Source organism: Microcoleus sp. Pol12B3, from assembly GCF_036701355.1.
Taxonomy (GTDB): Bacteria; Cyanobacteriota; Cyanobacteriia; order Cyanobacteriales; family Microcoleaceae; genus Microcoleus.
This window is the reverse complement of record NZ_JAUBQS010000028.1, coordinates 18,050-34,616: the sequence shown is the minus strand read 5'-3', so window position 1 is coordinate 34,616 and position 16,567 is coordinate 18,050. Positions and strand designations below refer to the sequence as shown.

Below are 16,567 nucleotides of genomic sequence, written 5' to 3'. Positions count from 1 at the left end.
TTCTCCTATATAAAACTTATATCCATGTTGGCGGTCTAATAACTAACTGCTCATTTTAGCGGGAAATTCAATCATAAATCTTGTCCCTTTATTTAGTTGACTTGTGCAGCTAATTGTGCCTTTTAGCTTTTGAGTAACAAGGTTATAAATAATGTGCAGTCCCAATCCCGTGCCTCCCTGACCTCTTTTGGTGGTAAAAAATGGTTCAAAAATTTTACTGAGATTTTCTGGGTCAATTCCTTTGCCGTTATCGGCATATTCAAATATTAGCCGATCGCCCTCTAGTTTGAAATCAAAAGCCAGAACTCCTTCGTCTTCTACCTCGTAGGCGTGAATTAGCGAATTCAACACCAGATTTGTCACAATTTGACACACTACGCCGGGGTAACTGTCCACAACAATATTTTCATCACACTCAATCTCTATTTTGTGCTTAGTTCTTTTGAGTTTGGCACTTAAGGATGTCAAAATTTCCTCTAGATAGTTTTTAACATTAAACCTGCGTTTTAACTCGCTAGACTGATCTACAGCTACTTCTTTAAAACTGTGAATCAAGTCTGCCGCCCGCGTGAGGTTAGATAAGATCATATTACTGCTTTGCACGGCGGTATCCAGAAACTTTTCTAATTCGGAACGTTTTATTTGGCCGTTACTGTAAACCTCAAAAAACTTTGTGGCTTTTTCAGCAAGCAGGGAGGCGGCGGTGATGCCGATGCCGATGGGAGTATTGATTTCGTGGGCAACACCTGCAACTAACCCTCCGAGAGCAGCCATTTTTTCCGATTCTACCAGTTTATTTTGAGCTGATTTTAAGTCTTCTAAAGTTTGGGAGAGTTCGGAGGTACGCTGCTGTACTAAATTTTCGAGATTCTGATTGAATTGGTGCAAGTTGGCGTAAAGTTGAGCATTTTTGATGGAGATAGAAATTTGAGAAGACAGCAGTTTTAATATTTCTAACCTGTCTTGTGTAAAAGCGCCTGTAGTCAGATTGTTTTCTAAATATAGAATGCCAGTGAGTTGGCTTTGATTAATTAACGGAGTGCAAAGAATTGATTTAGGTTGAACTGCCATTATATAGGGTGTGCGAGTAAATTGCCCTTCGCGGGTGGCATCGTTTAAAACTATACTTTCTTGGGTGCGGGCGACGTAATTCACAACTGCAACTGCCAGCAAAGTTACTTCTCGATCGTCGGCTACAAAATCTATCGGAATTGATTGCATGACAGCAATGCGATCGACATCTACAGATCCTGATGCTTCAATCACCCATTGACCCTCTTTTTCTAGTATTAAAAAGCCTGTTTGCGCCCCCGCATTTTCAATAACAATTTTCATCATTTTTGCCAGCAGCTTGTCTAGAACTATTTCGCCTGCTAAGGTTTGCGATGCTTTAACTGCTGTGGTCAAGTCTAGCACGCCTGCACTGTCGTTGGTAGTGGAAGCGCTGCTGGTAGATTTGTGAGTTTCAATATTAGTTAAAATCGAGGCTGAAGTTAGCAAGTGCGAGTATTTTGATTCTAAATGCGCTGCTTTGGCTGTTGCTCCCCAGCGCTGATAACAATAACGCGCTTCTGTTAAGTAAGTTTTAGAATTTTTTTCTCGTCCTATGGATAGATAAAATGCTCCTGCCAATTCTGCTGCTAGTGCTTGTACTTGTATGTATCCGTTTTCTTTGGCTCCTTCAATTGCGCGATCGTAATATTCCATTGCTCTCACCACATTGCCCAAAACGCGCGCTTTTTCTGCCGTAAGTAAGTCGCATTTGTGCTGAAGATTCATGGGCGCAGACAGCGCTTTTTGTTGCAGTTTTTTCCGGTTGCTGACAGCGTAAAAAATATGCTCTTCTTGTTCTTCATTTGTGGCATATGGATAGGCTGCTAGCCGGGCTAGAGAATCGTAAAACTGGTATTCAGAAACATTAATAAAGCCTGCAACTCCGTCTAAATATACTTCGGCTTGCGCTGCATTTTCTAGTGCTGTAGCAGTATCTCCAAATAAATATGCTAGTATTAGCTTTTGCAAATAAAAGTGCTGGAGTCCCACGCGATCGTTAGCTTTCAACAGCAGCGATAACAATTTTTCTTCGCTGTATGCTTTACCTAATACAATGTGCGGACTTTCCAATTTTCCCATCAATTGCAAAATAGTTTGCCGATATATTTGGTTCCAAGTCAATACAGTTTCTTGCTTGAGTTGAAACAGCAAATGGTTGTAACTTACCATTCTCCGTTCCAGTTGTGGCAATTCTTGACCGATAAAATACAAAGACTGACAAATATTTACGGCTGCATATCCGACACATTCTAAATCCCCATTTTCTAGCGCGCTTTGATAGGCGTCCTCTAATAGCGGCAAAGAGTCTTTAACGTGATGCTTGCCGTTCATCAAAATGAATGCTACTAAATTAAGCGTTTTGCTTTTGAATTCTAACGCATTTAATCTATCGCTCAAATTTAAAGCTAATTGACCAAAGCGATCGCCCGATTCAATATCTCTAACTATTCCTTTTAAAATTGCTCCGTAATTAGCATAACCGAAGGCAGAAAAAGTAGAATTTCCGTAATTAATAGATAAATTAACTTGCTCGCACACAATCAGAGGCAGCAGCACAGGTTCAACTATAAATGTAGCTGAAAACATACTGGAAAGCACGCGCATAGTTGCTAATTTATGCGGATTTGTCATAATGGGCAAGTTAATTAAATCTTCTATTTTCTTTCCGGTTAAATAAGCTGCGGTTTTAGCCAGTGCTTGCTGAATGTGGAGGGGAATCGGCGATTCGGGAAAGTTTATCCCTAACATTGTTAGCGCTTCGCGACCAATTTTTACCGATTCTTGGAGTTTGGTTTGCATCCCACAAGCTATGATTCTGATTTCAAACACTTTAATTTTGTCTAGTTCATTTTTTGCGTGTTGCAGAACAATTTCAGCCCATTTTTCCATTTGCTCAAAGTCGGTATTGAGGTAAGCAGCTTCTGCTGCTGACTCGTAAAGTGCAAGAGTCAAGTCGTAGTCAGTTTGCCAACTTTCGGGTGCCAGCAGTTCAATACCTGTGGTTAAATATTTCAGGGCAAGTTCGTAAGCTGCACTTGCTTTTGCTTTGCGACCTGCCATTAAATTTAATTGGCATAATTGAAATTTTTCTAATTGGCTGATGATGCTCTCTTTGGCAAAATTTAGTTGGTTTACGGTATCAAAAATATGCTCTTCTAATTGTTCTGGCGGTGCATTTTTGAGTAAAAAATTGCCTATTTTTAGATGGATTTCTTGTTTCTGAGAAGCGGATATTAAAGCATAAGCTGCCTGCTGCACTCGCTCGTGCAAAAATTTGTAAGTTTCGCTAGAAACATTCGCCACTGGCAGGGAAAATTTGTCGCTAAAATCTCTAGATATTGTGTCTGTTACTTCTGTACTTGCTGCTAGTGCGATCGGAATTTTGTAGGCGTTATTCACGAGCAAAATCAGACCGGACTGAAGTGCCTCACCGAGGTCTGTTGCTGCGGACGCCAGAGGTTTTTCGGCGATTGTCGAGAGAGTTTTTAAATCAAATTTGTTCCCGATACAAGCGGCTAAATTAAGCAGTTCCTGGGTATTCTCTGAAAGTTTCTGAATGTTATCTATCATTAATTCTACAACATTGTCCGTTATTCCCATTTCTTGTATTTGTTCGATATCCCACTGCCATTCGCCTGTGATATGGCATTTGTTCACAACTTTTTTTGAGATTGGTTGTGCTAAAACCGACTGGTTAGTTTCAGCTAGATGGCTCACATTCTTCGATGGATAAAGTTTAAATTTAATCAAACTTTTTGAGTGCAGAAATTTTATTAATTGAGTTAAAAAGAATGGATTTCCATCAGTTTTTTGATAAAGCAACTCGGCTAAACTTAGCGAGTTTTCGGGGGCGCAGTTCAAAGTATCGGCAACGAATTGGTTGACGCTGCTTATATCTAAAGGCAAAAGGGCGATCGCCCTTACAGTGCCGCCTGCTTTTTTAATTGCTGAGGCGGTCACCATTAGAGGATGATTTGCATCTACTTCTTGCTCTCTATAAGCTCCAATTATTAATAAATATTGAGTTCCCAGGTCAGTTGCTAGCAGTTCTATTAACTTGAGAGATGCTGAATCGACCCACTGCAAGTCGTCCAGGAAAATTACTAGGGGGTGTTCTTTTTGAGCAAAGACGCGGATGAAGTTTTGAAATACTAAATTAAAGCGATTTTGAGATTCATTTGCTCCTAAATCTGGAACGGGGGGCTGCGGACCGACAATCAGTTCTAATTCTGGAATAGCTTCAATAATGACTTGGCAGTTACCGCCGAGTGCTTTTAAAATTTTTTCTTTCCAAAGATGGATTTCTGCAGCATTTTCGGTGAAAATTTGTCGCAACAAATCTTGAAAAGCTTGGAGTAAAAAAGCGTAGGGAATATCGCGCTTAAATTGCTCAAATTTGCTGTCAATAAAATATCCGCTTTCCGACCGAATCGGCTTGTAAACTTCATATACTAACGAAGATTTTCCCACACCGGCACCACCAGAAATTAGCACGATTTCTGTATTGCCTCGCCTCATCTGCTGGAAGATACTGAGAAGCATATTAACTTCTGCTTCTCGCCCGTAAAATTTTTGGGAAATTTGCAGGTGACTTGACTGATCTTGCTCGCCGAGGGTTATGTGGGAAATTTCGCCTGTATTTTGCAGTTGAGCGAGACAATTTTCCAAGTCGTACAAAAGTCCGAAAGCACTTTGATACCTGTCTTCGGCTGTTTTTGCTAAGAGTTTTATGACGATATCGGAAACGACTTGAGGAATCTCCTTGGTTCCTACTTGATTGATTCTGCCTTCGATGCTTCTGCTTTCTACTTTTTGCTTTCTGTTTTCACAAGGAGAAACTGGCGTTTTAGCAATATGGCAGTGTACTAATTCCATGGGATCGATCGCCTTAAAAGGCAATTCGCCACAAAGCATTTCATAAAAGGTGACGCCTAAAGAATAAAAATCGGTGCGGTAGTCGATCGCCCGATTCATTCGTCCCGTTTGTTCAGGAGACATATAGGCGAGAGTGCCTTCGAGTAAATGGGGATGGCTGGGGGCAGGGTTTTCGCCCGGTAGCAGGGAGGCGATCGCAAAATCAGCAATCTTGACATCTCCTGTCTTGATATTGACAATAATATTGCTGGGTTTAATATCTTTGTGAATAATGTGGTGTTCGTGAAGTTGCCCAATAGTTTCTGCTAGTTTGATGGCAATATGCAGAAATTGTGGTAACTCTAGCTGGTTGTTGCCGAGAAAGTCTTTGAGAGAAATGCCACCAAAATCTTCTAAAACTAAAACAGGAAAGTGATTATATGTTTCTATTTTGTAAAGCTTGACTATTCCGGGCAAACTCAAATTTTCAAGAATTTCGGATTCGTGCAGGAGTTGGGATATTTGCGCTGGGCTAGGGTATGGCGGCGTGAGAGTTTTGAGGATAACGGGTTTTTGTTCCTCAAGCTGCAGGCCTCGATAAATAACGGTGTGAGAGTTTGTATAAAGTTCTCCGTCAATGCGGTATCCCGGAATAGAAATCATGATAGTTGGGGGTAATTTTAAATATGCGGTTATACAATTTTCAAGGTTAAATCGGAAATGATTGATGACATAAGTCTTTAGCTCTGACCTACAGTTACATTCTTTTTAGCCACAAGTATTATTAAGTAAGTGAAAATACATATCACGATCGAGTGTGGTTTTTACGGCAGTAAACTGGCTACTATTATATAGCTGAGCTAAATACATCCCTAAAGGGTCCTCCTAGATACTTTTTTTGTCGCTTATTTACTTATCTATATTTTAGTCTTCAAAAAATCAGAAGTCGCACTTTGCTATCCCCCCAGTGCCAAAATAAACGGGTGCGTGCAAATCAACAGCTAAAATCTAAAAAAATCATGCAGAATATAACTGCCTCAAATCCAGCTAATGCTACCGATCGCGCTTTTGGCACCGCAGACATTCAATTGCTGGTAGTGGATATAGACGGCACGATCGCAGGTTTGTCAAATACCATCCGAGAACCTGTCAAGCAGGCAATTTTGGCTGCCGAGTCGCGGGGAGTGAAAGTGGCCGTCGCTACAGGCAGGATGTACCGCTCAGCTTTGCGTTTTCACCGCGACATCGGCTCAACATTGCCGCTGATTTGCTACCAGGGCGCGTGGATTCAAGATCACGCTACTCAAAAACGGCTGCGGCACTTGCCGCTGTCGAAACAAACTGCTCTGCAACTTTTAGATTATTTTGAAGAACCGCATTTGCGACCGCTACTTTCGATCCATTTCTACATTGAGGACCAACTTTACGTGCCGGAAATTACCGCAGCTACCGGAATTTATGCCGAACGATCGGGCATTGAACCAATGGTGATTAAAGATTTTCGGCGAGATCTTCCGGGGGAACCGACGAAAGTTTTGGCATTGTGCGAGAATCCGGGGGTACTCGACGGCTTGCTGAGCAGTATGCGGCAGCGCTACACGCCTGCAGAGCTTTATTTGACTCGATCCGTTGCTACTTTTTTTGAAGCTACGCATCCTTTGGCGAATAAGGGAGATGCGGTGCAGTATTTAGCGGAGGAACTTTTGGGTTTGCAGGCGGCGAATGTGATGGCGATCGGCGACAATTTTAATGATGTAGAAATGATTGCCTATGCGGGTGTGGGCGTGGCGATGGGCAATGCTCCTGATGGCGTGAAGGCTGCTGCTGATTGGGTGGCGCCGGATGTGGAGGAAGATGGGGTGGCGGCTGCGATCGAACAATTTGTTTTGGGCGATCGTTGATATTTGTACCACCAATACCGCAGGGGCGGGTTTGCCAACATCTGGAAAAAATCTAGATCGACCCGCCCCGACCCAGCGACAATTTATTATTATATAACTGTCTAGTTTTGACTTCTATGCAATCAAATTTTGATGATCTAAAAAGATCCACATTTTCGGATTTTTCCCGCTCAAGTGGAGTCAATTACTTTTTTTGCAAGATCAGAATATTTATTTAACGAACCGCGAAGACGCTAAGAACACGAAGGAAGAATTGAAGAAAGCCGAGCGGGCTTACAGATCTTCTGGATGTGAATTATAGATAATTTAAAACTCTTAAAAATGCCTTGCAACAGAAAAAGCACCGACGACTGGCCGTGTTTCGTCTCGGTGCTTCTTCTGGTTCGCTCCTCACACGTCCATCAATATAGCTGACTCAGTAAATTGTGTCAATACTTTTTCCAAAAATTGTTTTTTGAGTCGGCTGCTGCCGGAGTGTCGGTGCGGAGGAGCGAGGCAAAACTATTGCACTGCAAGGGTTTGACTCGATCGCCCAAGGGTTGCCTCAAGCAGAAAAAATTTTACTTCACTTCCAGCAGCCAATCCAAAATCAGAGCGTTGACTTCACTCGGCCGCTCGTCGTGGGGACAGTGGCCTGTGTTGGGAATTGAAACAAATTTGACTGGTTTATCGTTGGCGGCCAATTGTTGATAAATCTGGCTGCCGGCGATGGGCGTCCAGGGGTCGTCTGCGCCCCAAAGTACCAATAACGGACGATCGACTTTGGGCAGCAGTTCTGAGGGTTGAGGGCCTGGAGGGGCTGTGAGAATCGAGGCAAACACTTGTTGAGCTCCGGGCTCGCAGGATGGGGCGTGCAGGAGTTCTACGAGTTCGTCAGTGATGGCTTCGCGGTTCCCGTAGACTTGGCGCAGAGTGTTGCGGATGCGGTGTTTTTGGCGGATGTTGTTGAACATAAAGGGGCCGATCAGGGGCGATCGAACTAATTTAGTAAAAGTCCCCATCACTACTCGCAGCGGGAAATTGAGTTCGTCCGGCCGGTGGTTGAGCCCGCCGGCACAGTTGATTAAGACTCCACCTGCTGATATTTCTGGATGGTTGGCGACTACCATCAAACTCAGCAAAGCGCCGATCGAATTCCCGACAAATACCGCCGGTTCCTGTACCAGATCCGCCCAGAAATCAGTCAGCAATTCTTCCCACAATTCCAGAGTGTAATCTAGGGCTGGTTTGGCAGAAGCACCGAATCCCAGCAAGTCTAGAGCAAATACGCGATAGCCGCCGGCTGCGAGTACGGGGATATTTTGCCGCCAATGTCCGATCGAAGCGCCAAATCCGTGAATCAAGATCAGAGGGCGGCCGGTTCCTTGGACGGTATATTGGATTTTGTGACCTTTCCAAGTCCAAATTAGCTTTTCAAAACTTGTTGCAGATACTAGCTGTTGTGCTGTCACGGCTCTAAATGTAAATTTTCATTAACTTCTTTCATCATAGCAGCACAATCCCTCTACGGGCGGCGCCGGAGCAACGCCGCACACAAACTTTCAACTCTTGAGAAGGATGGAAGATATCAGGTTAAATAAATAAACATACTTCCTTCTTTCTACCCCTTTTTCCTTCTTCCTTCTTCCGACGGACATCGGACTGACATCCGTTACATCTTGTACAGTGCTCGTTGCCGAACTTCTTTCTTCCCTATTCCGAATTTTTACTTTTTTCCTAGCAACCAATAAGTCATCATATCCCCCTTACCTTTTACCGGAATCACGCCTCGCCTCTCAAACAAATACTTATCTTTCAAAAGCTCATAAGTAACATCAGTAACTTGAATGCTGCCTGCAAAACCCGTAGCTTCCATCCTCGCCGCCACATTCACCGTATCTCCCCACAAATCATACGTAAACTTGCTCACACCAATTACTCCCGCAACCACCGGCCCGGAATTGATGCCAACCCGAATTGCAAGTTTTTCCCCTGTCTCGGCGCACAACTTTGCTATTTTTGCCTGCATTCCCAGGGCCATTTGGGCGATCGCCTCGGCGTGATCCTGTCTCGGCGTAGGCAATCCCCCGACTACCATGTAAGCATCGCCAATAGTCTTAATTTTCTCCACACCGTACTTTTCAGCTAACTGGTCGAAGTGCGAAAAAATTACGTTCAAGCGCTTGACCAACTCGGTGGGAGACATTCTAGCAGACAACTCAGTAAAGCCAACAATATCAGCAAACAAAACACTTACTTGGGCAAAACTGTCGGCAATCGTGCTTTGCTCTGCCTTCAAGCGTTCTGCGATTGGTTTGGGTAAAATATTTAACAGCAACTTCTCGCTTTGCTCTTGTTGAACTTTTAGCGCTTCTTGCGCTAATTTGCGCTCTGTAATGTCAGAAACAGTACCCTCATAGTAGAGCAGCTCACCTTTGGAATCTCGAACAGCCCGAACATTTTCTGACACCCAAATCCGACGCCCGTCTTTGCGACATACCATAGATTCAAACCCCGAAACGGCATTTTCAGTATCCATAGCAGCCACAAATTCGCGGCGGCGTTCCGGGTCAACATACAGTTGCTGAGCAATATTGTTAATCTCGGACATCAGTTCTTCTGGCGAGTCGTAACCGTACAATTTTGCCAAAGCTGGATTAGCGCTGAGATAGCCTCCTGAAGGCGTGCTTTGAAAAATGCCTTCCATCGCATTTTCTACAATGCTGTGATATTTTTCTTGAGCGATACGCAGCAATTCTTCTGCTTGTTTGCGCTGAATTAAAGAACCTAATTGAGTGCCTACCGCATTAAAAACGTCTATAAATCGTGCGTCTTTCCCCTCCGACGAAATTTTAAAGAAAACTAGCACTGCCAATACTTCATCGCCTACCAAAATCGGCACGCCAAAACCAGCTTTGAATCCGAGTTCGAGTGCTATTTTACTTCGGAGAAAATGCGGGTAGCCCTTGGAAATATCTTCTACCCATTCCGGTTGCTTGGATGCCCAAACTCGTCCCGGCAGCCCTATATTCATGGCAAATGTTAGTTGTTCGCTTTGCTTGCGGAACGCATCCATCCTCGCGTTGCTCGCATACCAGCCCCTGGCAGATTGCAGCACAATTCCTTCTGCATTGGGAATCCAAGCTTCTCCTACATCCCATCCGATTGTTTCGCCCACTTGGTGCAAAATTACTTCTAAAGCTGAGTGAAAGTCTACAGCTTCGCCGATCGCCCGCGTAGTTTCCAGCAAAAACCGGATTGATTCTTCAGCCCGCTGCCGTTCTGCTATTTCTTCCTGCAATCTAGAATTGCGATCGTGCAGTTCCCTAGCTTGCAGTTGCAGTTTGGATTGCAGCGAACGAAGGGAAAGTTGGTTTTGGACGCGGGCTAAGACTTCTTCTACTTGAAACGGTTTAGTAATATAATCCACTCCTCCTACTTGAAAAGCTTTAACTTTTTCCAGCACGTCATCTAGCGCACTAATAAAAATTACCGGAATATCTTTAGTTTTTTCGCTTAACTTTAACTGCTCACAAACTTCATACCCGTTCATTTGCGGCATATTAATATCTAGTAAAATTAGATCCGGAGGAGATATTTGTGCTCCTTGCAGAGCCAAGTGTCCGTTAATAGCCTTCCTGACATGATACCCGTAAGATGTCAGCATAGTGGATAAAAGTCGCAAATTATCCGGCATATCGTCAACGATCAGAATGTCTTTAGGAGTCGCTGGTAATCGATGGTCGTTCATCATCATATAATTGAGTTAAATCGATAATGATATCTATCCGAAAATTATCGACTAAATCTGTTAAAGCGTTAGCGAGATTTGCCTCAGTTTCGGGAATTTCCTTGATCAGTTCGAGGATGCGGTTGTCGTCTACACAAAGTGCTGCTCGGTGCAGCTCGACCACCCAGTCTGTGGGCATTACACTCAAATCCTCGGTGGTCAAACTTTTAAGCAGCGTCGGTGTTGAAAAAGAAGTAGATAAGTTTTCTTTCTCATAAATATAACGCAGGTTGAGGTGATGCGCTATCTTTTCAAATAGTACCTCTTCCCGAAACGGTTTACATATCAAATCGTTACAACCTGCCGACAAAATTATTTGTCGCTGCTCGTCAAAAGCACTGGCAGTCAAAGCAATAATTATTGTTTCTTTACCTTCTATAGTTTTCTTAATCTGTCTTGTCGCTTCATACCCATCCATCACAGGCATCAGCATATCCATTAATATCAAGTGCGGCTTCCAAGTTGAATGCAAAGCAATTGCTTCTTGCCCGTTAATTGCTTCCATAACTTCAAATCCCAGGGGTACCAGCAGCTTAAGCAGCAGTTGGCGATTTTCCGTTACATCTTCAACTATTAATATCCGATAAGTTTCTTGTCCCGCTTCTAAAGAAATAACTTGTTTAATCGGCGGTTTTTCTTGTTCATCACTTTCTGTTACTAGGTTTACCCAGATATTAAAACTGAAAATTGTGCCTTGGTCTAGTTTACTTTCAACAGCAATATCACCTCCCATAATTTGGACAAACTGTTGGCTGATGGGCAACCCCAGACCAGTTCCCTGCATGGATTTTCGACCCGTTTCGGTTTGTAAAAATGGCTTAAATAATGTGGAAATTTCTGAGGGAGAAATGCCGGGGCCCGTGTCGGCAATTTCAAAATACAATTGGGATTTGTTTTCTTCGGTGGCGTCTTGTTCAGCTTGGCTGCTGACGCGCAAAGTAACGGTTCCCTGCTGAGTAAATTTAATCGCATTGCCGAGTAGGTTAATTAAAACTTGCCGCAATTTAGCTTCGTCTGTTTGAATGTACTGCGGCAAATCCTCGGCATTTTCAAAGATGAGGTGCAAACCTTTGGAGTTGGCTTTTAGTTGCAGCATTTCTTTGAGACTGTTGAGAAGGTTGTAGAGATTGAAGCGGCTGGGGTTGATGGTAATTTGACCTGCTTCTATTTTGGACATTGACAAAACATCATTGATGAGTTCTAGCAAATGTTCGCCACTGCGGTTAATAATTTCTATGTATTCTTTTTGTTCTTCTGTGATAGAACTATTGCGCGCCATGACTTGGGAAAAACCGAGAATGGCGTTGAGGGGTGTGCGGAGTTCGTGGCTCATGGAAGCTAGAAATTGGCTTTTGGCGCGGTTGGCAACTTCGGCGTTTTCTTTGGATTTAATCAGTTCCATCGACTGCCTTTGAGTGCGGGCGAGCAATTCCGCTTGCTGTAATGCTACTCCTAGCTGAGTACCTACATCAACTGCAACGTTGATTTCAGCTTCACTCCACTGGCGGGGAGCCGAGTTTTGATAGGATGCTAGTAATCCCCAGAGCTTTTTGCCGGAAAATATTGGTACAATAATGTAGGATTTAGCTTGAAATTTTTCTAGCAATTGGATGTAACAATTATCGAAACCTTGCTTGTAAATATCTGGAACACAAAGGTAAGTCTTACCTCTGCTGTATGCTCCGCCTTGGGTTTGTTGCAAATAGGTATCGTGGACTTCTGGTGAGATACTATCTAATTTTTGGACGAGGCAAAGTTCACTATCTAAAGCGCCTTCAGTAAGGTTAGAATCGGTATCTTGTGCTTGGATGAAAGAAACCCACTTGCGGTCAAGGGATTCGGCTACAAATTCGCCACTCCAGTCTGGATTGAAACGGTAAATAGCGACTCGATCGCACTTCATGGTTTGGCGCAATTCTCTGGTTGTAGCGTGAAAAATTTCTCGGATATCTAAAGTTTGCCGCATTCTTTCAATAATGCGGGCGATCGCCCTTTGTCGTAAAGCACTTTCTTGCAGTTCGGTTTCTGCCTGCTTGCGTTCGGTAATATCTACAGCCATTAAAGCAATGCCGATCGCTGTACCGTTATCGTCAATTAGGTGAGTATTGTACCACTCGCAGATGATAATTCTGCCGTCTTTGGTCAGATTTTCGGTAGTGCCGCTGGATTTGGCATTCAAGTCATGATTGAAAATATCAGATAATTGCGGGTGGTAGCTTTCAGGTAAGATCAAATCCGAGGCGACTCGACCGATCGCTTCTTGCTCACTGTAGCCAAAAATAGCCACGGCTGCGGGATTCCAAGTGATAATTTCTAAATTTAGGTTTAACTCGATAATTGCGATCGGCGTTTGCTGCAATAAAAATGAGATTCTTTGTTGGGATGCTAGCAGTTTTTCTTGGGCTAATTTGCGGTCTGTAATGTCATTAGCAGTGCCGAGAATTTGTTTGGGTTTACCATCGGCTGTTCTGAGAAATACTGTATCCCAACTGTGCATCCACCGCCATTCACCGTTTTTGTGTTTCATGCGGTATTGACATTCAATAACCTCACCGTCTTTGGCTTCATCTACTTTTTGGATGCTGTCAAAAAACTTTGGCAAATCGTCGGAGTGGAGCAGAATTGGCATCATTGCTGTACCCATATCTTGTATTTCTTGGGCTGTGTATCCGAGTAGCGTCGAAATTTGTCGGTTGGTATAAACATTCCGCTGTTCAATTACATCGTAAACGTACAATAGGTTGGGATTGGAATCGGCGATCGCTTGAATGAAGTGCTGGCTCTCTCTGAGTGCGGATTCTGTTTGTTTGCGAACGCTAATATCTCTGGCTACGATAATTACTGAATCTGGAGTAAGCGGAGAAACTTTAGCGTCGAGGCAAACTTCACGATCTCCGACTTTAAAGCTATATTCTACATTGATGCTTTGCTTGGTTTTTAGAGCTTGTTGGATGGCATTTAATACTAAATCTGCTACAGGTTCCGGCAAGACTTCATGGGCGGTTTTGTTAATCATCTCGCTGGGAGGTTTCACCAAATTTGTTGATGCTGTCGGAGCGATTTTGATACAGCGCCCTTCTGCATTTCTCACTAAAACTGTGTCAGTCATGGCCGCAAAAATCGCCCGCAATTCAGTTTCAGATTCTTGCAGAGCTTGCTCGGCGCGGACGCGGGTGCGAATTTCTGCTTGCAGCACTTTATTTTGCCGATCGAGCTGCTGAATTCGGTTTTTTTCTCGTTCGATCAGTTTGGCTTGAGCGATAGCGAGCCCTACTTGAGCCGCCACAGCTTCTAATAAGTCGATTTCCTCGGAAGTCCATTCCCGGTAACGATCGCACTGGTGCAAACCGATAGCGCCGTTTGCCCTGCCTTGGTAGGAAGTGCGAATTGCCAACATCGATTTTAACCCAACCTTCTGGCAAATAGGTTGAACAGCTTTCAACAGAGGGTCTGAATAAACATTGTTGGAGGCGATCGCCCGATCTTGTATCATCATTTGTATGACGTGAGGATTGCCCCAAATTGGAACAGGTACGTTCCGAATAGATTCGCAATCGGGTTCTAGATACTCGGCCGCCAGAGGAATAGTGACTTGGGGAGTAGTAACGTAAGTATGAATCAAACAGCGATTGACGCAGAATGCCAGACCGATTTGAGTTGCAGCTATTTGAAATATTTGTTCTGGCTGCAAGCTTGAGCGAATTTCTTGAGTTATTTTTGCAATCAGCAATTCTCGCTGAACTTGCCGCTCTAAAGCAGCTTTAGCTCCAGCAATTTCTATTTCTGCGTGCTTGCGATCGCTGATATCATAAAGTACCCCATACCAAACAATATCGCCATTATCGCGCATTTCTGGCCGAGAATTAGATTGCAGCCATTTGAGTTTACCCGACGGTGTAATAATCCGCCATTCACAGGCAAAAGGTTCTAAATTTTGGGCGCTAGTAGTAATTTGTTTGACTAGATATTCTTGGTCATCTGGATGATTTTGATCGAAGCACAAGTAAGGATTTTTTAATAGTTCCTCACTCTCTAATTCGTAAACTTCTCGACAAGCATAACTAATATATTCAAACTTGAAACTCCCCTGGGATTTCTTTATAAATTGATAAAGAACTCCCGGTATATTGACCGCCAATTTCTGCAACCGCGCTTTGCTTTCCCGGAGTGATTCTTCTGTCCGCTTGCGAAATTCTACCTCTTGTTGCAGTTGAGCATTCTGCTGTTTTAATTGTTTTGATAACTGTTGTATAGTCAATTGACTTTCGATACGCACTAAAACTTCTTCCACTTGAAAAGGCTTAGTAATGTAGTCAACACCGCCGACTTCAAAAGCTTTGACTTTGTGAAAAGTTTCATCAAAAACACTCAAGAAAATAACCGGGATTTCCCTCGTTCTCTCGTTGGATTTCAGTCGAGTACAGACTTCATATCCGTTCATTTTGGGCATAGCAATATCTAGCAAAATTAAGTCGGGGAGAACAGTAAAATTAGCATTGACCGCCATTTCTCCCGAAATCGCCCGCTGAACTTTATATCCTTCTTTCGTCAATAGGTTTGACATAAAACGCAGGTTGTGGGGCTGATCGTCAATAATTAAAATGTGAATAGTTTCTTTGTCAAATATCATCTTTTGTCCGATTATTGTGAATTTTTTAGTGCAAGCAGCAGATTGATGATTTAATGAATTTAGCGATTACTTCCATCATCATATAATTATTCTTTCAAACATTTTAAAAATCCGCAAATAGAGGATTAATTTTAGATATTAACTAATCAACTAACGCACATTCTATTTTTTAAGCTAATTGGTTGCTTGTCTTAAGGTTTCTCCTCAAATTAACCGTATTTAACCATATCTTATTGCCCAAACAAATCCCATTATTTGATATCCTAATTAACTTTGCAGAACAACAATCCTCGCTGAGGCACTCCAAATCAAAGCAACCGGGTTTTTTATTTTTGTTCAATGGCTGGGACAAAATATTTTCGTAGAACCCGGTTGATACGCCCAAAACAGTTTTTTACTTGACCTTAGCATTAAAACTCCCAGGAGGATAACGCAAGTTTATGGATATTCTGTTAACACATTCAAAGGGTTTTAGCAGAGATACACACCTGGACATAGTGCGAGGCGAAGAAACCGTTTTTTTTACTCTTGTCGCTGCAACAAAGTCTAGCGGTGAAAAACCTCGGTTTTGACGCACCCGCCCCTCAGCCTTAAGATATTTACTAGGTAACTAAGAGTATATAGCAATCCTCAATTATTTGTTAATTTCTTACTCCCGATCGGGTTCGGAGAGGGTTGCGGGTAGGGTAAAAATTTACGACTCCTGCAAGGATTGCTATAGATTCATCCACTCGCCTCCAAAGCCTACGAAACAAACTCTTTTTTAGGTCTTTTCTATGCCAGCAATTCCTTAAGTTTAGCAAAATTTTGCTGACTAAAGTAAATTTTAATTTCTAGTTCTTGGTCAGCCTCCCATAATAGCAGCATATTATCTTCGCCCAAGGCGATTTCTGGATTATTTAATTCAAGTGTTTGATATTTAACTTCGGAAATTCCAACACGAATTACAAGTTCCGCTTCCAACTGAGGATAGATGTACAATTGCTGTTGCAAGTTGTCAAGTTCTAGTTTGTCAACAGTGTTGTTACGTTGGACTGGAGAATCGGGCTTGTACCAATAGAGAGTTTCCTCTCGAATTTCGGGATTGACTATCACAAATGTTTCGTCAAAACGCTGGGGGTGCCAGTGAATTTCGCTCAGACCGCCGATTTGCGGAATCAGTCGCTCTACCCAGCTAATTTCTTTACCGTTGAGGTTTCCCCACCACTCACTGATATTATGGAGATTGTCAGCATTTTCGGGGTGGCTGCTACCGGACTGCCAGACTGTTTTTAGTTGTTGCATATACAGGTTCTCCAGCGAATTTAAATTTGAGATTGCAGGCTTTCAATTGGAGATTCATTCGTTATACAATAATTT

The 16,567-nt window shown here is 43.0% G+C and carries 6 protein-coding genes; 1 reads left to right on the top strand and 5 read right to left on the bottom strand.

The window, feature by feature from the left end:
- Positions 1-42: 42 nt before the first annotated feature.
- A complete protein-coding gene (locus tag QUA53_RS15970) occupies positions 43-5,571 on the bottom strand; it encodes an ATP-binding sensor histidine kinase (RefSeq protein ID WP_333098370.1) in 5,529 nt (1,842 codons plus the stop codon).
- A gap of 356 nt (positions 5,572-5,927) precedes the next feature.
- Between QUA53_RS15970 and QUA53_RS15965 the strand changes: the two genes are divergently transcribed.
- Positions 5,928-6,809 carry a Cof-type HAD-IIB family hydrolase gene (locus QUA53_RS15965; RefSeq protein ID WP_333098367.1) on the top strand — a complete coding sequence of 294 codons (882 nt, stop codon included), beginning with the start codon at positions 5,928-5,930 and terminating at the stop codon, positions 6,807-6,809.
- A gap of 560 nt (positions 6,810-7,369) precedes the next feature.
- On the opposite strand, the gene QUA53_RS15960 is transcribed toward QUA53_RS15965, so the two are convergent.
- The 4 genes from QUA53_RS15960 to QUA53_RS15945 form a co-directional block, all read right to left on the bottom strand.
- On the bottom strand, positions 7,370-8,260 hold the full coding sequence (locus QUA53_RS15960) for an alpha/beta fold hydrolase (protein ID WP_333098364.1): 891 nt from the start codon (positions 8,258-8,260) through the stop codon (positions 7,370-7,372).
- A 254-nt stretch (positions 8,261-8,514) separates the two neighbouring features.
- Positions 8,515-10,542 carry an adenylate/guanylate cyclase domain-containing protein gene (locus QUA53_RS15955; RefSeq protein ID WP_333098446.1) on the bottom strand — a complete coding sequence of 676 codons (2,028 nt, stop codon included), beginning with the start codon at positions 10,540-10,542 and terminating at the stop codon, positions 8,515-8,517.
- Positions 10,508-15,208: a PAS domain S-box protein gene (locus tag QUA53_RS15950; protein ID WP_333098363.1), complete on the bottom strand. Its 4,701-nt coding sequence runs from the start codon at positions 15,206-15,208 to the stop codon at positions 10,508-10,510. The genes QUA53_RS15955 and QUA53_RS15950 overlap by 35 nt, the downstream gene beginning before the upstream one ends.
- A gap of 774 nt (positions 15,209-15,982) precedes the next feature.
- Positions 15,983-16,492, bottom strand: a complete 510-nt coding sequence (locus QUA53_RS15945; RefSeq protein ID WP_333098361.1) for a hypothetical protein — start codon at positions 16,490-16,492, stop codon at positions 15,983-15,985.
- Between the last annotated feature and the right edge of the window lie 75 nt (positions 16,493-16,567).